Here is a 19,785-nt window from a genome sequence, read left to right as displayed (position 1 = left end):
TTTCTATTACAAGCCTTATCCTACTTCTAAACAAGTCCCTATCCCCATATACATGAAAAAAGAAGCAAGGGGGAAGGGGGGATGTCGTAGTGCAAATTTCGTTTCAAAATGATTCAGAGGCATTAAAATTACTGAATTTAGTTTCTGTCCATCCGTTAGGGGCAGAATTTCAACCATACATTCGATTTCTTCCACAACAAGGTATGTATGTGGATATGACAGAGTCAGTAGGTGATAAATGGCTAATCCTGCTCAGTGAAGTATTTCATTCTTTTTTGTTGGAAGAAAAGATGCTTCCTGTGATTGAACAAATCATAATTAGTAAATTTTTCTATAGAGAACGAGAAGAAATTGAAGCGATTACCGAAATTGCATCATCGATTATTGAAGGAGAAAGAGCTAGGTGTCAAGGGATGTTATTCAGTACGGAAAAAAAATTGATTGAGGAAGGGCTTCAAAGCATTTTGGCGGGGAAGGTGTCTTTTTCATTCGATTCTTTTACGACTTTCCGTTTAAAATCATTTCAGCATACGTTGGAAAAGTATGTGGTCAAGGCGATTGATGAATATAAGTTGGAACAGGACTATCAAAATTTTATTGCTACGCTCCGTGATTGCCTGCATGGGCAGGAGTCGAAATTACCAAAGCTTCATCTTGTCAATCGAGACGGTTTTCAATTCTATGATCAGGAATTCAGCAAGCTTGACCGTCCAAAAATCAATAGTATGATTGACAGGCGGCTCCTTGCCAAAAGTTCACTTTTTCTCGATACGGTGATACTTGCCCCGCTGTTATCGATTGCTCCGGAAAACTTGTACATCTATACAGATGACAAGGAAGAAGGCCTAATTCAAACAATGGCGCGGATTTTCGAGGAGCGGGCGACTGTCCTGCCGCTCTCAGCATTTTCGAAGGCGTTTGAATAATCTTTTTTGGGGATAATGAACAAAACAGAAAATTAACCTTGATTTTCACCGTATAACAAATTATAATTTCCTACATACTATTAAAAACAAAAGTTATGATGAGGACACGGGTATTCTAGTCGCCGATTTTCAGAGAGGGGAGCCAAAAGGCTGTAAGCTTCCTATTCGCATAGATCACTTACCACCTTTAAACTTCGGCTCGGAAAGCAATTAGATTGCGACTATGAGTTGACGGGAAGCTGCCGTTACCAAGTTACAAGTGTCATTTTGCCGTGAAAAGCAAGGTGAAACGAGGGTGGAACCGCGGGTTAATGATTATGATTATTAAGCTCGTCCCTGTTTTATACAGGGGCGGGCTTTTTGTGTTGTAATTAGATTTCTCGCTCGGATACCTATAAGTGAAAACAGATTGTTCTAAAAATAAGAAGGAGTGAAACTGAATGTCTGAATTACTGAAAATATCATTTCCTGACGGAGCAGTGAAGGAGTTTGTTAAAGGTACAACTACTGAAGACATTGCTGCATCCATCAGCCCTGGTTTAAGAAAAAAATCCATTGCTGGAAAGTTCAATGGTGAATTATATGATTTGAAACGTCCAATTGAAGAAGACGGTACAATTGAAATCGTCACACAAGATGCAGCAGATGCGCTTGAAGTGCTTCGCCACAGTACAGCTCATTTGATGGCACAAGCGATCAAACGTCTTTACAAAAATGCTAAATTCGGTGTCGGCCCTGTCATCGAAGGCGGTTTTTACTACGATATGGATCTAGAGGAATCATTAACACCTGAAGATCTTCCTTTGATTGAAAAAGAAATGAAGAAAATCGTTAATGAAAACTTGGAAATTGCTCGCATCGAAGTAAGTCGTGACGAAGCCATATCTCGTTTCAAAGAAATTGGTGACGAGTATAAATTGGAATTGATCGATGCTATTCCTGCAGATCAGCAAGTAACGATCTATGAGCAAGGTGAATTCTTTGACCTTTGTCGCGGAATCCACGTTCCATCTACTGGGAAAATTAAAGAATTCAAGCTATTAAGCGTCGCCGGTGCATACTGGAGAGGCGATAGCAAAAACAAAATGCTTCAACGTATATACGGAACTGCTTTCTTTAAGAAAGAAGAACTATCCGAACACCTACGTTTCCTAGAAGAAGCTAAAGAACGTGACCATCGTAAAATCGGAAAAGAATTGAACCTGTTCATGAGCTCACAGAAAGTTGGACAAGGTCTGCCAATGTGGTTACCAAAGGGTGCGACAATTCGCCGCACAATTGAGCGATATATTGTAGATAAGGAAGAACGCCTGGGTTACGACCACGTGTACACACCTGTAATGGGAAGTGTTGACCTTTATAAAACATCTGGACACTGGGATCATTACCAGGATGATATGTTCCCAGTCATGGAGATGGAAAACGAACAGATGGTCCTGCGTCCGATGAACTGTCCGCATCACATGATGGTATATAAAAACGGCATCCACAGCTATCGCGAGCTACCAATCCGGATTGCTGAGCTTGGCTTGATGCACCGCTATGAAATGTCAGGCGCTCTTTCTGGTCTACAGCGTGTACGTGGGATGACATTGAATGATGCTCACATTTTCGTCCGTCCAGATCAAATTAAAGAAGAGTTCAAACGTGTTGTGAACTTGGTTCTGGAAGTATATAAAGATTTCGATATTAAGGATTATTCATTCCGTCTGTCTTACCGTGATCCGCAGGATAAAGAGAAGTATTTTGATGATGACGCCATGTGGGAAAAAGCACAAAGCATGCTGAAAAGCGCGATGGACGAACTTGGACTAGATTATTTTGAAGCAGAAGGTGAAGCAGCATTCTACGGTCCGAAGCTTGACGTTCAAGTACGTACAGCTTTAGGAAAAGATGAAACTCTTTCAACTGTTCAACTTGATTTCTTGCTTCCTGAACGTTTTGATCTTAACTATGTCGGTGAAGACGGCAAGCAGCACCGTCCGGTCGTTATCCATCGCGGAGTTGTTTCCACAATGGAACGTTTCGTTGCTTACTTAATCGAAGAATACAAGGGGGCATTCCCAACTTGGCTGGCACCTATCCAAGCACAAGTGATTCCGGTCTCACCAGAAGTTCATTTGGATTATGCCAAAGAAGTGCAAGAAAAACTTAAAGCAGAAGGCATCCGTGTTGATTTGGATACACGTGACGAGAAAATAGGTTATAAAATCCGTGAAGCGCAAATGCAGAAAATCCCGTACATGCTGGTTGTTGGTGACAATGAAGCCAAAGAAGGCAGTGTAAACGTACGTAAATACGGTGAACAAAAATCAGAAACAGTCGCGTTTGAAGACTTTGTTTCAGCGATTAAAGCAGAAGTAAGCCGTTAACAGTAAAAGAGAGACACATATTGTTGTGTCTCTCTTTTGCATAATGCATGATTAATAACAACAGCATGTGAAAGTATAGTCAATAATGAAAAGGAGTGGTCAGCATGAATAAGAAATTTTCCTATCTATTCGGGCCAACATTTCTTGTCGTCATCATCTTATTGTTACTGGATGGTTATCGACAATATGCTATTGTCCCGGTCCTGCTGTTTTGGATAGTTCTATTTGCGTGGGATGCTATTGAGAAAAAGAAAAAGGCAAAAGAAAACCCGTAACATTTGAAGACTCTAGTTAATAGATCCAAGATGTAAATTCAGCTAATTACCCAAAAAAATATTTATATGAGGGAGTGGGGAGAAATGGAGATACGGAAGGCTACAAGGCAAGATGCGGGAAAATTGGCAGCTCTGTTCAATCATGTTGAAGATTCCGGGTTCATGTTGTACAATCCGGGTGAAAGAAAAGCAACGGAGAACAAATTGGAGAGGCAAATCGAGCAAATTGAAAATAACCCCCGCTCCGTTTTCCTCGTTGCAGCAAGCGGCCACGACTTGATAGGATATCTCATATTATTGGGCAATGAACTTAGCAGAACAAAGCATTCTGCCAAAATTGTCATCGGCATATCCGAACAAGAGAGAGGAAAAGGAGTCGGAACGAAGCTGTTTCAAAAAATGGAGGAGCAGGCACTGGCATATGAAATCCGGCGCCTTGAATTGACCGTTATTGCTAACAACGAACCAGCACTTTCCCTTTATAAAAAGATGGGTTTTGTACTAGAAGGAACGAAGCGGGACTCATTATTTTTCGATGAAATGTATCATGACGAATACTATTTGTCTAAATTTCTTAAAAAAAACGTATTGTCAAATAACAAAATGTCTGATAAGATTAATTCTGTTGTGAAAAACGAATAAATTAGCATTTGACAAGTCATCAGTGTTTATGATATATTTCTAAAGTGAATTGAATACGTGTTTGAGGAAAAGAAGAAGCACCCGCTTCTCACCTGGTTGACGCAAACGATGCAGTTAACAGGTCATGATTTGATTATTTGGATCTTTCTGAATTAGTCTATCAGTGTGGGTGCAGCATGCATCCACACTTTTTTATTATGATTATATCCTGTAAGCGAGTTGTGAGCGTGACCGAATTGATTCAAATATTCGTATTCGCCAATATCTTTGGAGGTGGCTAACTATTAGTAAAGACGCGATGGTAAACGAGGGCATCCGAGCCCGTGAAGTTCGTCTTATTGACCAAAACGGAGAACAACTTGGAATTAAAACGAAACTCGAAGCATTGGAAATTGCCGCTCGTGTAAATCTTGATCTAGTTTTAGTTGCTGCAAATGCAAAGCCTCCGGTAGCCCGGATTATGGACTACGGAAAACACCGCTTCGAGCAGCAAAAGAAAGACAAGGAAGCACGTAAAAATCAAAAAGTTATCAGTCTTAAAGAGGTTCGTTTGAGCCCGACGATTGAAGAACATGATTTCAATACTAAGCTTCGCAACGGTATTAAATTCCTTGAAAAAGGCGATAAAGTAAAAGCTTCTATCCGTTTCAAAGGACGTGCTATTACACATAAGGAAATTGGTCAACGTGTACTCGTTCGTTTTTCTGAAGCATGTAAAGAAGTGGCTACAATCGAGCAACATCCAAAAATGGACGGACGCAGCATGTTCATTATCTTAGCACCAAAAGCCGAAAAGTAATTGTAAAGTAATTTGTAATGAGGAGGAATACCTTATGCCTAAAATGAAAACTCACCGCGGATCTGCTAAACGTTTCAAAAAGACTGGATCCGGCAAACTTAAGCGTTCTAACGCTTACACAAGCCATTTATTTGCTAACAAATCTACTAAGCAAAAGCGTAAGCTTCGCAAAGCTAGCCTTGTAAGCAAAGGTGACTTCAAACGTATTCGTCATATGCTAGACAATATTAAATAAGTTCGATTTATCGAGTTAAATAGGAGGGAAATAACATGCCACGTGTAAAAGGCGGTACTGTTACTCGCAAACGTCGTAAAAAGGTAATAAAATTAGCTAAAGGTTACTATGGCGCGAAACATATTCTTTTCAAAGTAGCTAACCAACAAGTAATGAAGTCAGGAAACTATGCTTTCCGTGACCGTCGTCAGAAAAAACGTGATTTCCGCAAACTTTGGATTACTCGTATCAACGCTGCAGCTCGCATCAACGGTCTTTCTTATAGCCGTTTAATGCATGGCTTAAAGCTTGCTGGTATCGAAGTAAACCGCAAAATGCTTGCTGATCTTGCTGTTGCTGACGAACAAGCTTTTGCTCAATTAGCAACTGCTGCTAAACAACAATTAGACAAATAAGTCTGACTGATATCAGCCACTCTCTTTTTCAAGAGGGTGGCTTTTTACATATTTAAAGGGGGAGAGAGGAATGCAAGGAGTTTGGATCATACTTGCCTTTATGTTTATCATTAACATCGTAGGCTTTGTCATAATGGGAGTCGACAAAAAGAGAGCACGCAATGGGAAGTATCGTATCAGCGAAAAGACACTCTGGTTTTGGGCAGTCATAGGTGGGGGAACTGGGACCTTTCTTGGAATGAAACATTTCCATCATAAAACGAAGCATACCTCCTTTAAGTGGGGACTGCCGGTTTTGATGGTCATCCAAATAGGGTTACTTATCAAGATCTTAATTCGATAGTCATATGTAGCTCGTTTAGTGTATATGCTTGTAGAAGCAACAAAGAGTAGCTGGGGGGAAAACATGAATGATAAACTGACACTTGTGATGAGCTACGTTCAATCCGGCAGCGTGTTTGCGCCATTAATCTTTATTACCTTTCATTTATTACGGCAATTTTTATTCATTCCTGTTATCGTGGTTTGCATGGCTGGCGGTGTTTTATTCGGTGCAGCATTTGGAACTATCTATTCCATAATCGGTTTGACGTTGTCCAGTATGGCCTTTTATTTTGTAATAGGTAAATTTCCGAAAACGAAGGATAAGCTTCTACGACTTAAAAATAAGCTGTTTGGAAACCGAAAGCTTAACAGCCGACAAATTGCGGTGCTGAGGCTTATTCCGTTTATACACTTTTATTTATTGTCGCTTTGCTTGTTGGAATCCAATAAAGGGTTGAAAAACTATTTTTATTTATCCTTCATGACGAATATCCCTGTAGCCTTCGTATATACAGTGTTTGGCCATTATATTGCAGATTTCAGCCCGACATTAATCGTCATTATTTTATTATCATTAACCTTATTGCTTTATTTATTAAGAGAAAAGCAGACGGTCGTTCCCTGGAAAGAATTTTTCCGCTCACATGATAAATAAAGGGCCTTGAGTGTAATTTCCTCAAGGCTCTTAAGTACGCAGTTGTAACACCACTCGATATGTTTTAGTTATCCAAAAATTCCTTTACAGGGCTTTTCCAATCAATCAAGGCATCCGGATATTGTTTTTTTATGGATGCTTCGATTTTTAAAAAGTCATTGCGCTTCAAACCTTTCAAATCGGCTATTTTCTTAGGCCAAATGAAGATGGAGATAACCTCGAAGGAGCGTTCCGTCGTTCCTAAATACTTTTCCCCTTCAAACATAACCCCATTGTACGTCAATAAAAAATTCTTGTGTATATTCTTTGTATCATCGAGCAGAAAGAAATTTTTCTGTTCATGTGCCAGCTCTAATTTTCGTTTTGGATTAAATAGGTATTTGATAGCCGTATATATTAAGAAGATGATGAGAGCCAAAATTAAGAACCGCAATATTAACACCATGTAGCTACCTCCCTAAACAGAGTGATTCCTTTCATTTACGTATGGGTTATTAATAAGTTTCATTTATTTGTTATAATTTAAGGGATTAAGATAGAAAGTAGTGATAAAAGTGAACATAGCAAAATTGATGGACATGCAGGCGGCCTTAGATAAGCATATAGAGACAAAGCACGATCTGGGTGCAGAAAACTTGGTCGAGCGGAAGACTCTTGCTCTTTTAGTGGAGCTTGGGGAGCTGGCTAACGAAACGAGATGTTTTAAATTCTGGAGTCTTAAAGGTCCTTCGGATAAAGAAACGATTTTGGCTGAATACGTGGATGGCATTCACTTTATTTTGTCACTTGGGATTGAAAAGAGTTTTGTACCAAAAGTTCCATCGGCTTTCAAAATGGGTCATGTTGATTTAACGGCTCAATTCACTTTGATATACGGGTACATCAACGAGTTTCGTGTGCAATTAACAGAGTCCGCGTTTCAAAAGGTTTTTGCTGAATATCTACATTTAGGGAAGTTGCTAGGATTTTCCGCAGAGGATGTGGAAAATGCATACGTCACCAAAAATGAAGTGAATTACGAAAGACAAAAACAAGGCTATTAATTGTTTGTGCAACCGATATTTTGTATAATTATTCTTGTAGTGTAAAAAAGAGGGAGGTAAATGCATGGCTCAATTGGATGAAACTTTAAGGATGCTGAAAGATTTAACGGATGCTAAAGGCATTGCTGGAAATGAAAGTGAAGTAAGAAAAGTAATGGCTGAATACATAACCCCTTTCGCGGATGAAATATCGACTGATGGTTTGGGAAGTTTGATCGCTATGAAAACAGGTGATGAAAACGGTCCGAAAATCGTCGTTACTGGACATTTGGATGAAGTTGGTTTCATGATAACTCAAATTGATGATAAAGGATTTTTGCGTTTTCAGCCGGTAGGAGGCTGGTGGTCACAGGTGATGCTCGCTCAACGCGTGACGATCGTCACAAATAAAGGCGATGTAACTGGGGTTATCGGTTCAAAGCCGCCACATATTTTGTCAGCAGAAGCGAGGAAAAAGCCGGTAGAGATTAAAGATATGTTTATTGACATTGGTGCAACTAGCAAGGAAGAAGTAAAGGAATGGGGCGTTAAGCCGGGCGATATGGTTGTACCGTATTTTGAATTCACAGTCATGAATAATGAAAAAATGTTGCTTGCTAAAGCTTGGGACAACCGAATTGGCTGTGCAATCGCTATTGACGTCCTTAAACAGTTGAAAGATAGCGACCATCCGAATGTTGTATACGGGATTGGCGCAGTACAAGAAGAGGTTGGTCTACGTGGCTCTAAAACGTCAACGTTCAAAATTCAGCCGGATATTGGTTTTGCCGTTGATGTCGGTATAGCTGGTGATACACCAGGTGTAACCGATAAAGAAGCGATGAGTAAAATGGGTGAAGGTCCGCAAATCGTTATATATGATGCATCGATGGTAGCTCATAAAGGACTGCGGGATTTCGTTACCAACACGGCTGACGAAATGAACATTCCTTATCAATATGAATCGATTCCAGGCGGTGGAACGGATGCAGGTTCCATTCACTTAACAGCAAATGGAGTTCCTGCACTGGCAATTACGATTGCAACACGCTACATTCATTCACATGCGGCAATGCTTCATCGTGATGATTATGAAAATGCAGTTAAACTAATTGTCGAAGTGATCAAACGCCTCGACCGTGAAGCAGTGGACCGTATTATTTACGAATAACATAGAGAAATTTAGAAAAGGAGAGGCTCCTTTAAAGGGCCTCTCCTTTTTCATTGATAGTTACTTATCCTCGACAATTATATAGACGGCTTTAATTGGACCATGAACGCCAACGACAAGGTCCATTTCGATATCAGCGGAATTGCTCGGTCCGGTTATGAAATTAATGCAGGAAGGAACGACTTCACCGCGATTAACTTTAGAACGAATGGCCGCTGCAGCTTGTGTCATTCGCGGAACGATGGTGCTCTTTGGGATAATGGAAACATGACAAGCGGGCAGGAAGCTGATGGAACGGCCATGGTTCTTACCGCTAAATAAGACGACGGTCGCTGATTCCGCAAGTGTTATTTCACTGAATGTAATTCCGATATTAGCACCTTCTGCCAGTTCGATATTTTTTTTCCCTGCTTGATGGTCCCAAACGTGGACACCTTTTTCATTCAGCACATCAACTAACTGATAGTCAGAGAATCGATTATCTTTTGGAATGATTAATTGTCCATTTCCAAGTTCCTCAATCACCTGTTTTAAAAGGTGTGCAACTTGCTTTGAGTCGGTAAGGTGAAACTGCGTATGGACCCGTTTGCACTGCTCCTGTAATTCGTTGACAAGATCATCTGGTGTCGCATGTTTCAAAACCTCGAATTGGGGAGCGTGCTTCCAAACAGGACGGGTTATGCCTTCGGTTATAGGAGCTCTTCCTAGGTTTTTGGCAATTTTATTTAAAAACGTGCCTTCATTTTGGATAGTTCCAGTCATGATGGTTTCCCTCCTGTCTCGCGATTTTTAAACCAGTCCCGAAAGCTTTCTTTACTAGGAGCTGGGAATTCACGGCTTTCGGTCCAAGTTTTAAGTGGTCCGGGTCCTTTTGAGATGATATCTCCCGTTTTAAAAGGGGACATAGCTGAAGGGGCCATTTTTGAACCAAACTTATAAAGCATTGGAGAAGCGGCGCCGATTCCGAATGCCTTCATTGCCATCTTTTCAGAGAAGGGAGCCATTTTTTCCTTTTCTACGATGACTTCACGATGCTTTCTTAGCAGATCATGCAGAGGGATTTTTACCGGACAGGCATCGGTACAAGCTGCACAAAGAGTTGATGCATAAGGTAGTTCTTTAAAATCATCATAGCCACCAAGTAATGGTGAAAGCACAGCACCAATTGGACCCGGATAAATGGAACCATAGGAATGGCCGCCAACCTGGCGATAGACCGGGCAGACATTGATACAGGCTGCACAGCGAATGCATTGGAGAACAGATTGAAACTCAGTTCCTAAAATGGAAGAGCGGCCATTATCGACGATGACAAGGTGGAATTCCTCAGGTCCGTCGACATCCCCTTCATCACGTGGACCGGTAAGTGCGGTAATGTAGCTGGTCAATCTTTGACCGACCGCGCTTCTTGTCAATAAACTGACAAGAACCTCAAATTCATCGAATGTAGGTACAAGCCGTTCCATCCCCATCACGGTAATTTGCGTTTTTGGCAGGGCCGTGACTAAATCAGCGTTTCCCTCATTCGTTACCAAACCAATCGAGCCAGTTTCTGCAATCGCAAAATTACAGCCGGTAATGCCAACATCCGCACTTAAGAAATCTTTCCGAAGAATACCCCGGACATGAGCGGTAAGCTCCTCCGGATTTTCGGTTTTCGTATAGGCAAGCTTCTCTTTAAAAACATCCCTTATTTGTTCTTTGTTTTTATGGAGAGCAGGCGCGACGATATGGGAAGGCGGATCATGATCATCAACTTGTAAAATGTACTCACCGAGGTCTGTTTCAACGACATCAAGTCCAACAGCTTCAAGAGTGGCATTTAAATTAATTTCTTCCGTGACCATCGATTTGGATTTCACGACTTTTTTGGCCTTCTTTTTTACGATAACGTCCTTAATGTATCCGCTTGCTTCTTCAGCTGTTTCAGCAAAAAAGACATGACCTCCTCGTTTCGAAACATTTTCTGCAAGCTGATGCAAATAGAAATCAAGGTTGCTAAGCACATGCTGTCGGATTTCTTCCCCAAGGGACCGCCAATCCTCCCAGCTTCCCAACTCATCAACGGCAGTCAGCCGCCGTCCGTGTAATCGTTCTTGGGCACTCGATACCGCCAGTCGCATAAAATCATTATGTATTCCTTCATCCACTCGGTCTTTAAACTTGGCAGAGCTGGTTTTCATAGCCATGGTTTATCCCTCCTCGCTTTCCTTAAATACTATTCAATACTTCGGCAATATGTAGAACTTTAATAGGTTGACCCTTACGTTGGATACGTCCGCCGATATTCATTAAACATCCTGCATCGCCGCCAATTAAAAAGTCGGCTCCGGTATCTTCAATATTGCAGACTTTTTCCTCGACCATTTGTTCGGATATATCCCCCATCTTAACTGAAAAGGTTCCCCCGAATCCGCAGCAATTTTGAGCGTCCGGAAGAGGTGTCATTTCCAGTCCTTTAACATGGCTTAACAAAATGGCTGGGGCTTCTTTCACTTTAAGAAGCCGAGTCATATGACAGGAAGTATGATAAGTCGCTTTTCCTTCAAATGTTGCGCCAACATCAGTTACCTTTAGAACGTTCACGATGAATTGGGTCAATTCATATGTTTTTGCCGCCAATGCAGCAGCCTTCGTTTCCCATTCAGCATCGCCTTTAAAAAGGACTGGATATTCTTTGAACATAGCCGCACAGGAACCTGAGGGGGTTACTATATATTCAGCATCCTCGAACGTTTGGATCATCTTTTTCATAGCTTCCTTTGATTCCTTTGTATACCCGCTATTGTATGCCGGCTGTCCACAGCAAATCTGCGATTCTGGAAAATCAATCTCACAGCCTAATCTCTCGAGTAGTTCTACTGTTGCTTTTCCGACATTGGATTGAAACAAATCAACTAAACAAGTTGCAAAGAGAGTTACTTTCAATTTGGTCTCCTCCTTTTTTAAAATAGGTTAACAGGTCATCTGATGACTAGATAATAGAAAAAGGAAATGGTTTAGAGAAAATACCAATTTCCAGGATTATGAATGAAGAAATCGTTTTCAAAATAATATACCAATTTTCTCCTTGGTTGTATAGAGTATTTTTGAAATTTAATGAATAATCAAATATTTGTTTGCTGATTAGTGAGGATGACTTTATCTAATGATTCCTCAACGTTTTGAAGGTGAAAAAGCATAGCGTTGCGGGCTCCTGCTTCGTCTTGCGCCACAATCGCGTCATAAATCTTCGCATGCTGTTGGTAAAGTCGTTTAAGTGTCATTTCTTCGGAATATAGAGCAATTCGCCGAATATCACGCATCTTTTCCGTCATTAATTCTGAAACGTGATGCATCAGCGTAATGAGCAATTCATTTTGGGAAGCGTTTGCGACTGCGACATGAAAGGCTATATCAGCTTTATCACTCAGTTCTTCATCTTCAGTCACCTTTTCCATTTCAGAAAGCCTGAACTCAAGCTCAGCAAGATGTTCATTTGTTCGTTTCTTCGCAGCCACTTCAGCCGCTCCTGACTCAAGGATTTTCCGAACCTCTAGCAAATGCTTGATATTGTCCTTATCCATCAAAAGAGCAGCAGTTAATGGGAGGTTCATGATGCTAGGGTCAAATGTTTTAACAAATGTTCCTTCTCCTTGTTTGATTTCAATGAGTCCCATTGAACTTAATGCACTTAATGCTTCACGGATTGCCGGTCGTCCGACTTGGAAATTTTCAGCAAGCTGTTGAATGGAGTCTAATTGTTCACCTGGTTTCAGGGTGCCTGACCGAATCATTTCATAAAGTTCTTCGCTGACTTCTTCATAAATTTTTTTCGGTTTAATTTTTTTATATACCAAGTAGTAAACACCTCTATTTTCTATGAGTTTCTCTGGTTAATATTATATAACACAAACGATCTTTCTCACTTGTCGAAGATTAAAAATCTAAAAAAAATCTTGATTTTATATTTTTTATCATTTAATTTAAATAAATACTCATCAAGTCATCTGATGACTTTGAATATTTAGACATGTAAGGGTTTTCACATGATGCATAATTTCTGAAATTTTTAAAAATTAAGCAAAAGGAGTCGAAATGAATGACATGGACACAAAACTTTACGCCGATTATCGATAATTTAGTCGTATCTTCCATTGCAGCACTTATCCCAATTATTTACTTTTTCTGGGCTCTTACGATCAAGCGAATGAAAGGGTATATTGCTGGTCTTACGACGTTGCTAGTGGCCCTTGCAGTTGCCGTTTTTGTGTATGGAATGCCAGCAGGAAAGGCCGTAATGTCTGCTTCGCAAGGGGCGGTGTACGGGCTACTGCCAATTGGATGGATTATTATCACTTCAGTATTTTTGTACAAAATGACAATTAAAAGCGGACAATTCAATATTATTCGATCTTCGGTTCTTTCGCTTACCGAAGACCGCCGCCTTCAGGCCTTATTGGTTGCGTTTTCTTTCGGGGCCTTTTTAGAAGGGGCTGCTGGATTTGGAGCACCGGTTGCGATTTCCGCAGCACTTTTAGTAGGTCTTGGGTTTAACCCGCTATATGCAGCTGGCATTTGTTTAATTGCCAACACAGCTCCGGTCGCATTTGGGGCCGTTGGAATACCGATTATTGCTATGGAAGGGCCTACGGGGATTGCTGCCATGGAGATTTCAAAAATGGTCGGTCGCCAACTGCCATTCCTTTCAGCGTTAATTCCTCTGTACCTCATTTTGATTATGACTGGGTGGAAACGATCGCTTGAGGTTATGCCAGCTATCTTGGTTTCTGGTCTATCCTTTGCAATTACCCAATACTTTAGCTCGAATTTTCTTGGACCTGAGTTACCGGATATCCTTTCTGCTCTAGTGTCACTTTTTGCTTTAGCAATCTTCCTGAAATTTTGGAAGCCTAAAACAATCTTCCGGTTTGCGTCTGAAGAAACTGCAGCAGCTGTTGAACCGTTGGATGATTCAGTGGAAGTGGAAAAAAGGTATACGAAATGGCAAATATTCCATGCATGGTCACCATTCCTTTTGTTAACGCTTTTCATAACGATATGGGGGATGAATCCAATAAAACCTGCGCTCTCTGGGCATTATGAAGGTGACAATATGTTACTGAGCGGCATCAATGAAATTGGAAAACTATTAACCTTCCAAATTGAAGTACCAAGTCTGCATAACGAGATTATCGGGAGCAATGGATTACCGATTGCCGCTTTCTTCAAAATAGAATTGCTCGGGGCAGCGGGTACAGCTATATTACTGGCTGCAATCGTTACGAAGTTTATTGCACACATCTCTACAAAAGTTTTCTTTAACACTTTTTCCGAAGCAATGAAAGAGTTGGCAAAACCAATCTTGATGATTTCTTCTGTTGTGGCTTTTGCGTACGTAACGAATGCTTCTGGCATGTCGACAACATTAGGAATGACACTTGCAAAATCAGGGGATTTGTTTCCGTTCTTTGCACCGGTTCTCGGTTGGCTAGGGGTGTTTATTACTGGATCCGATACATCTGCTAATCTCTTATTTGGCAGTCTTCAGAAAGTTACAGCACTTAAGGTAGGGATGGAACCGGTTCTGGCACTTGCGGCGAACTCATCCGGAGGGGTTACCGGTAAAATGATCTCGCCTCAATCGATTGCCATTGCTTGTGCTGCTGTAGGATTGGCAGGCAGGGAATCAGAATTATTGAGATTCACGATTAAACATAGCTTGTTCTTATTGCTGCTTGTTTGTATAATTACTTTCTTGCAAAATGGCGTCCTATCCTGGATGATTCCATAATTTGAATGAGGCTCTCCCTTTTGAAAAGGGAGAGTCCTCTATGCTTTTATAATCTTATACGAAGGGAGGCAACTTATGCATTTAGCAGCTGTGGCAGAAAAATTAGTTCATGAGGTTCGAAAGTTGATTGATGAGGAAATCATCATTATTAATCATGCTGGCACGATTATCGCCAGCACGGATAAAAGTCGTATTGGTTCCTACCATGAAGGAGCCATCCATGCTTTTAAAAACCGTGAGAAACTGATTATCAATAAACAAGATGAACAACATTGGAAAGGGGTAAAGGCGGGAATCAACCTGCCCATTTTTTTTAATCAGGAAGCCGTTTGTGTAATTGGTATTACCGGTGATCCCAAACAGGTTTCTCCATATGCAGAACTTTTAAAAAAGATGACGGAGATGTTTATTCAGGAAAGCTACCATATCGAACAAGAAGAATCGCAGTCCCGCCTGATGGAATTCTTTGTGTTTGAATGGCATCAGCTTCAAAGGTTCAATGAGTCTTTCCTTCAGAAGGCAAAGCTGCTGGGAATTGATGTTATGGTTGACCGAATTATCATTCTTGGTGAATTTCAGACAGAAAAAATCATTGAACAGCATGTGTGGAGGACGCTGCAGATTTACATAAGGCAGCAGCACCCAAAGGACATCGTAGTTCGTTGGGGAAGGAACCAGTTCGTCATTCTTTCATTAGCTGATTTTATCGGTTCAAAAACCCACCAATTAACGAAATTAAGCCAATTGCAAAAAAAACTTGAGGAAAGTTCCGGATATAAAGTGAGCGTGGGGGTTAGTTCACGTTCACCAGGTTCCGCATTTAGACAAGCCTTTTTTAAAGCAGAACGGTCCTTGAAAATTGCGCTTTCTTCATCGAATATTGTATTTGATGAGGACTTGAAGCTCGAAGTCCTGCTCGATGAAGTTACCCCTGAAACAAGAAAGGAATATTTAACCCGGACAATTGAGAACCTACTTCTTAACGAGGAGTTACTTAAAACGCTGTCCATGTATTTTTCCTGTGATCTTTCTTTGAAAGAAACCGCTGCAGCCCTGCATATACACATTAATACTCTCCATTACAGGCTCAAACGTATAGAAGAGTTGACCCAATTAAATCCTAGGAAGCTGTCAGATTTAGTCACTATGTATCTAGCTGTACAAATTTTAGATAAACATACAAATTAATAATATTAAAAGCCAGAAAGTCTATATGTTCATACATAGAAGATGGACTGGCTTTTTTCTATACTTAAACTACATAAAAAATTCGTGAACTATTTTTATTACATAAGGGGGATGTATATGTTAGCAAAACAGGTTAAGCAACAACTACTGAGCATTGTTGGTCCGGAAAATTACGATGATTCTAAAGTGGAATGCCTTGTTTATTCATACGATGCAACGCCGGGATATCAATCGATGCCGGATGCCGTTATTAAACCAGGGTGCACGAATGAAGTGGCCGCAATCGTCAAAGTTTGTAACGAACACAAAGTTCCTATCATTCCACGCGGCTCGGGAACGAATTTGAGCGGAGGCACATGCCCGACTGAAGGGGGCCTTGTCCTTTTATTTAATCGGATGAATTCATTGCTTGAAATAGACAAGGAAAACTTAACGGCTACGGTCCAGCCTGGGCTTATCACATTGGATTTGATTTCTGCGGTTGAAAAGAAGGGCTTATTTTATCCGCCCGATCCAAGTTCGATGAAGATTTCCACAATTGGCGGCAATATAAATGAGAACTCTGGTGGATTACGAGGTTTAAAATACGGGGTCACTCGTGATTATGTTATCGGGCTTGAAGTAGTTCTTCCGAATGGGGACATCATTCGAACAGGAGGAAAGCTTGCCAAGGATGTAGCCGGTTATGATTTAACAAAGCTGTTTGTTGGCTCAGAAGGCACACTTGGTATCGTAACGGAAGCGATCTTAAAACTGATTCCCATTCCGGAAACGACAAAGACCATGCTTGCTTTATATCAAGACCTGGATGCTGCGGCCCAATCTGTGGCTAAAATCATTTCAAATAAAATCATTCCAGTCACCCTTGAATTTCTTGATCGGCCAACCTTGATAGTGGTTGAGGATTTCGCGAAAATCGGTTTGCCTACCAATGTGGAAGCAGTTCTTCTAATCGAACAGGATGGACCGCCAGAAGTTGTAGAACGTGATATGAAAAGAATGGCGGATATCTGTCTAGAGGAAAAAGCTGTCTCTGTTGAAATTGCTGAAACGGAACTCGACGCAGTGGCCTTGAAAACGGCGAGACGGACAGCTCTTTCTGCACTCGCACGTTTGAAACCTACGACAATTTTAGAGGATGCTACAGTACCACGTTCGGAAATTGCCAAAATGGTTAGAGCCATTAATGAAATCGCTACTAAACATAATGTGAACATTTGTACATTTGGTCATGCTGGGGATGGAAATCTTCACCCAACGTGTATTACTGATGCCCGTGATCATGACGAAATGGAGAGAGTAGAGCTTGCCTTTGCCGACATTTTTGCTGTGGCTATTGACCTTGGAGGCACGATTACCGGTGAACATGGAGTTGGAGCCATGAAGGCCCCTTACCTTGAATGGAAGCTGAAAAAAGAGGGCATTGCCGCGATGAAGGGAATTAAACAGGCATTCGATCCGAATAACATCATGAATCCAGGCAAGGTATTCGCCAAAGAAAATAGGAAAAGGGTGGTGGTGTCATCGTGACGACAGTCCAAGAGAGGGAAATCATTGCCGACCAATTTGCGGAGAAAATGAATGAGGATGAATTGCTTAATTGTATGCGTTGCGGCTTTTGCTTACCCCATTGCCCGACATATATTGAATCAGGATTAAAGGAATCCCATTCACCAAGGGGCCGTATTGCACTTATGAAAGCGGTGACGGATGGCTTGATTGAACCGGATGAAGATGTAGAGCGTTCTTTAAGCCTTTGCCTCGGCTGTAGGGCATGTGAGCCAGTCTGTCCTTCCGGTGTTAAATATGGACATCTACTAGAAGAAGCGAGGGATATCATCCATCAGAATAAAAAACACAGTCTTCCAGTAAAAGCGATGCGTAAGGCGGCTTTTAACGGATTATTTCCTCATCAAGAGCGGATGCAGAACATGACAAGTTTACTGGGCTTTTACCAGCGTTCTGGTCTTCAGTACATTGCTCGTAAAACTGGTGTCCTAAGCATCCTTCCGGATAATCTTGCGAACATGGAAAAAGTGCTGCCGAAAGTTCCCAAAAAATCCGAAATGAAAAATCGGCCAACAGAGCTGCCTGCGATAGGAAATCCGGTCAAAAAGGTAGCCTTCTTTTCCGGCTGTTTAATGGATACAATGTTTTTGGATACAAACAAGGCTACACTAAAACTTCTGCAGCTGGCTGGATGTGAAATCGTAATCCCGAAAGCCCAGGCTTGTTGCGGAGCCCTGCATGGTCATAGTGGTGAAAAAGAAGGCGCAAAACAACTAGCCAAGCGTAATATTGAAGCGTTTGAAGCGGACGAAGTCGATTATATTATTACAAATGCCGGCGGTTGTGGAGCATTCCTTATTGATTATGATCATTTGCTTCAAGATGAGCCGGAGTGGTACGAACGGGCCATTACTTTTAAAAACAAAATGAAAGATATCAGCGAAATTCTTGTGGATTTACGTTTTCAGGAAAAAGTTCGCTTGAAACTGCCCTCACAGTCAGTGACATATCAAGATTCCTGTCACTTACGGAATGTGATGAAAACTTCAAAGGCGCCGAGAATTCTCCTTCAATCGATAGAAGGAATTGATTTTAGGGAAATGAAAGATGCCGATCGTTGCTGCGGCTCAGCTGGGATTTATAATATTGTAGAATCAGAGATGTCTATGAAAATTCTCGATTCGAAAATGGAACACACTAAATCGACACAGGCAGATATTGTTGTTACAGCAAATCCTGGTTGTTTGCTACAAATGCAATTGGGAATTGAAAGAGAAAACTTGAGCGAGTGTACGAAAGCGGTTCATATTGTGGATCTGCTTTTAGAGGCTGTTGTTTTATAGTAGAAGAAAGCGGATATATTGATTGACTTCAAGTAGTTAATGAAAGCTTATAGATGGTGATATTTGGATAAACGTTAAATTTTAATATATGCGTAAGCCTTTGTTGTGGCTTGGTTTCAAGTAAAATGCCGTTCTGTTTTGAGAAAAAAATGTAATGATATAATCAAAAATGAAATATTACATCCTCGTTTACTTAGGGACCTAGCGGGTAGAGTTTATATATAACATCCACTCAACAAAACCTAAGGAGGAATGAAACATGAATAAAACAGTATATGGTGTATATGAATCGAATGCAGAAGTAATCCAAGCAATTAATGCACTTAAGGCTAAGGGCTTTGAGGGAGACGATATTTTGGTTGTTGCAGACAAGGAAGAGACATTAGATTTTACGAATCATCAACGAGAAACTGATGTGCATACGATGACAAATGTTCCAAACGACGAATCCTTTATGGACAAGGTAGCACGTTTCTTCATGCCAGATAATACGGCTGATCTTTCAACAAGATTAGCAGATGCAGGGCTTTCTAACAGTGAAGCGGCAGAGCATGTCTATGATGTAGAACAAGGGAAAGTTCTAGTTCTTGTAGAAGAGGGAGAAGGACATCTGGGAACGTCACGAAACAAATTCACTACCGGAGCAAGGGGTGTTGGAACGTCAGGAACAACGCTGGATACGAACTCAGCTAACCCCCTTTATAACGGTACCGAAAAAACGGATGCATTAAATAAAGACGACGTTTATGGAGTAAATGGACGAGGCCGTGAAGATAGTCTGGAAACAAGCAGTATTAATGAAGGGGAAACATTGCGTATCCCAGTTGTAGATGAAAAGTTGGAAGGATCGAAAATACCAGTTGTCACAGATGAAATTGTTATCAAGAAGCATGCTGTACAAGAAACTGAACAAGTCCAGGATACCTTCAAAAAAGAAGATATCCAGCTTGATAGTACTGAAGATACAATCGTACATGAAAAAAAGGCAACTGACCGAAGAAAAGAGCGCTTCTAAAAGAGTAATAAAAAGAGCCTGCAGTTTTTAAACTGCAGGCTCTTTTTATCCTAATTCTTTTTACAAGAGGGAATTTTAGAAAACCGCTTTTGGAGTAAGTCATCATTTGTTTAATTTGGGGCCATCCGGGTATAAATACAC

At 41.0% G+C, this 19,785-nt stretch carries 21 protein-coding genes and 1 other annotated feature; of the genes, 16 read left to right on the top strand and 5 right to left on the bottom strand.

Going from position 1 to position 19,785, the window contains the following annotated elements; genetic code table 11:
• The first annotated feature begins 89 nt into the window (after positions 1-89).
• The 9 genes from ytxC to JFV29_RS20845 all read left to right on the top strand — a co-directional run bounded on the left by ytxC (position 90) and on the right by JFV29_RS20845 (position 6,623).
• On the top strand, positions 90-926 hold the full coding sequence (ytxC, locus tag JFV29_RS20885; protein WP_053347255.1) for a sporulation protein YtxC: 837 nt from the start codon (positions 90-92) through the stop codon (positions 924-926).
• 440 nt (positions 927-1,366) lie between these two features.
• Entirely contained in the window at positions 1,367-3,298 is a 1,932-nt protein-coding gene (gene thrS / locus JFV29_RS20880; protein ID WP_201186146.1) for a threonine--tRNA ligase, read from the top strand.
• Positions 3,299-3,402: 104 nt separating this feature from the next.
• On the top strand, positions 3,403-3,573 hold the full coding sequence (locus tag JFV29_RS20875) for a hypothetical protein (RefSeq protein ID WP_157444028.1): 171 nt from the start codon (positions 3,403-3,405) through the stop codon (positions 3,571-3,573).
• Between the two features lie 84 nt (positions 3,574-3,657).
• Positions 3,658-4,215, top strand: coding sequence for a GNAT family N-acetyltransferase (locus JFV29_RS20870; protein WP_201186144.1), 558 nt, complete (start codon positions 3,658-3,660; stop codon positions 4,213-4,215).
• Positions 4,216-4,278: 63 nt separating this feature from the next.
• Positions 4,279-4,415: a sequence feature (ribosomal protein L20 leader region), on the top strand.
• A 98-nt stretch (positions 4,416-4,513) separates the two neighbouring features.
• Complete coding sequence (gene infC, locus JFV29_RS20865; RefSeq protein WP_053347252.1) at positions 4,514-5,014, top strand: translation initiation factor IF-3; 501 nt, start codon at positions 4,514-4,516, stop codon at positions 5,012-5,014.
• A gap of 34 nt (positions 5,015-5,048) precedes the next feature.
• Entirely contained in the window at positions 5,049-5,249 is a 201-nt protein-coding gene (rpmI, locus tag JFV29_RS20860) for a 50S ribosomal protein L35 (RefSeq protein ID WP_034309070.1), read from the top strand.
• Positions 5,250-5,284: 35 nt separating this feature from the next.
• Positions 5,285-5,644, top strand: a complete 360-nt coding sequence (gene rplT / locus JFV29_RS20855) for a 50S ribosomal protein L20 (protein WP_034309067.1) — start codon at positions 5,285-5,287, stop codon at positions 5,642-5,644.
• A gap of 70 nt (positions 5,645-5,714) precedes the next feature.
• Positions 5,715-5,987, top strand: coding sequence for a DUF1294 domain-containing protein (locus JFV29_RS20850; RefSeq protein WP_053347251.1), 273 nt, complete (start codon positions 5,715-5,717; stop codon positions 5,985-5,987).
• A 63-nt stretch (positions 5,988-6,050) separates the two neighbouring features.
• Positions 6,051-6,623 carry a TVP38/TMEM64 family protein gene (locus JFV29_RS20845; RefSeq protein ID WP_053347250.1) on the top strand — a complete coding sequence of 191 codons (573 nt, stop codon included), beginning with the start codon at positions 6,051-6,053 and terminating at the stop codon, positions 6,621-6,623.
• 64 nt (positions 6,624-6,687) lie between these two features.
• Here the strand turns inward: JFV29_RS20845 and JFV29_RS20840 are convergent, their stop codons facing one another.
• Positions 6,688-7,068, bottom strand: coding sequence for a sigma-w pathway protein ysdB (locus JFV29_RS20840; protein WP_201186142.1), 381 nt, complete (start codon positions 7,066-7,068; stop codon positions 6,688-6,690).
• Positions 7,069-7,177: 109 nt separating this feature from the next.
• Between JFV29_RS20840 and JFV29_RS20835 the strand changes: the two genes are divergently transcribed.
• Together JFV29_RS20835 and JFV29_RS20830 are read left to right on the top strand one after the other, a co-directional pair.
• The gene (locus JFV29_RS20835; protein WP_201186140.1) at positions 7,178-7,666 is read left to right on the top strand and encodes a dUTP diphosphatase; all 489 of its coding nucleotides are present in this window, start codon (positions 7,178-7,180) and stop codon (positions 7,664-7,666) included.
• 64 nt (positions 7,667-7,730) lie between these two features.
• A complete protein-coding gene (locus JFV29_RS20830; protein WP_056529259.1) occupies positions 7,731-8,816 on the top strand; it encodes a M42 family metallopeptidase in 1,086 nt (361 codons plus the stop codon).
• 60 nt (positions 8,817-8,876) lie between these two features.
• Here JFV29_RS20830 and JFV29_RS20825 read toward each other — a convergent pair whose 3' ends face one another.
• The 4 genes from JFV29_RS20825 to JFV29_RS20810 all read right to left on the bottom strand — a co-directional run bounded on the left by JFV29_RS20825 (position 8,877) and on the right by JFV29_RS20810 (position 12,655).
• Positions 8,877-9,578: a LutC/YkgG family protein gene (locus JFV29_RS20825; protein WP_201186138.1), complete on the bottom strand. Its 702-nt coding sequence runs from the start codon at positions 9,576-9,578 to the stop codon at positions 8,877-8,879.
• Positions 9,575-11,005, bottom strand: coding sequence for a LutB/LldF family L-lactate oxidation iron-sulfur protein (locus tag JFV29_RS20820; protein ID WP_056529253.1), 1,431 nt, complete (start codon positions 11,003-11,005; stop codon positions 9,575-9,577). Before JFV29_RS20820 ends, JFV29_RS20825 begins: the two co-directional genes overlap by 4 nt.
• Before the next feature lie 22 nt (positions 11,006-11,027).
• Positions 11,028-11,744, bottom strand: a complete 717-nt coding sequence (locus tag JFV29_RS20815) for a (Fe-S)-binding protein (protein ID WP_201186136.1) — start codon at positions 11,742-11,744, stop codon at positions 11,028-11,030.
• A 179-nt stretch (positions 11,745-11,923) separates the two neighbouring features.
• Positions 11,924-12,655: a FadR/GntR family transcriptional regulator gene (locus JFV29_RS20810; RefSeq protein ID WP_201186134.1), complete on the bottom strand. Its 732-nt coding sequence runs from the start codon at positions 12,653-12,655 to the stop codon at positions 11,924-11,926.
• Between the two features lie 242 nt (positions 12,656-12,897).
• Here JFV29_RS20810 and JFV29_RS20805 point away from each other — a divergent pair, with 242 nt between their 5' ends.
• The 5 genes from JFV29_RS20805 to JFV29_RS20785 all read left to right on the top strand — a co-directional run bounded on the left by JFV29_RS20805 (position 12,898) and on the right by JFV29_RS20785 (position 19,644).
• Positions 12,898-14,589 (top strand): L-lactate permease, encoded by a 1,692-nt coding sequence (locus JFV29_RS20805; RefSeq protein ID WP_201186133.1) that lies wholly within the window; start codon positions 12,898-12,900, stop codon positions 14,587-14,589.
• Between the two features lie 75 nt (positions 14,590-14,664).
• Positions 14,665-15,777, top strand: a complete 1,113-nt coding sequence (locus tag JFV29_RS20800; protein WP_201186132.1) for a CdaR family transcriptional regulator — start codon at positions 14,665-14,667, stop codon at positions 15,775-15,777.
• A gap of 117 nt (positions 15,778-15,894) precedes the next feature.
• A complete protein-coding gene (gene glcD / locus JFV29_RS20795) occupies positions 15,895-17,307 on the top strand; it encodes a glycolate oxidase subunit GlcD (protein WP_201186131.1) in 1,413 nt (470 codons plus the stop codon).
• The gene (locus JFV29_RS20790; protein WP_201186130.1) at positions 17,304-18,629 is read left to right on the top strand and encodes a (Fe-S)-binding protein; all 1,326 of its coding nucleotides are present in this window, start codon (positions 17,304-17,306) and stop codon (positions 18,627-18,629) included. Before glcD ends, JFV29_RS20790 begins: the two co-directional genes overlap by 4 nt.
• Before the next feature lie 259 nt (positions 18,630-18,888).
• A complete protein-coding gene (locus JFV29_RS20785; protein ID WP_201186129.1) occupies positions 18,889-19,644 on the top strand; it encodes a YsnF/AvaK domain-containing protein in 756 nt (251 codons plus the stop codon).
• Positions 19,645-19,785: the final 141 nt, after the last annotated feature.

Source organism: Peribacillus sp. TH16, assembly GCF_016651095.1.
GTDB lineage: Bacteria > Bacillota > Bacilli > Bacillales > DSM-1321 > Peribacillus > Peribacillus butanolivorans.
The sequence above is the reverse complement of the archived record's forward strand: the minus strand, read 5'-3'. Positions and strand labels throughout refer to the sequence as shown.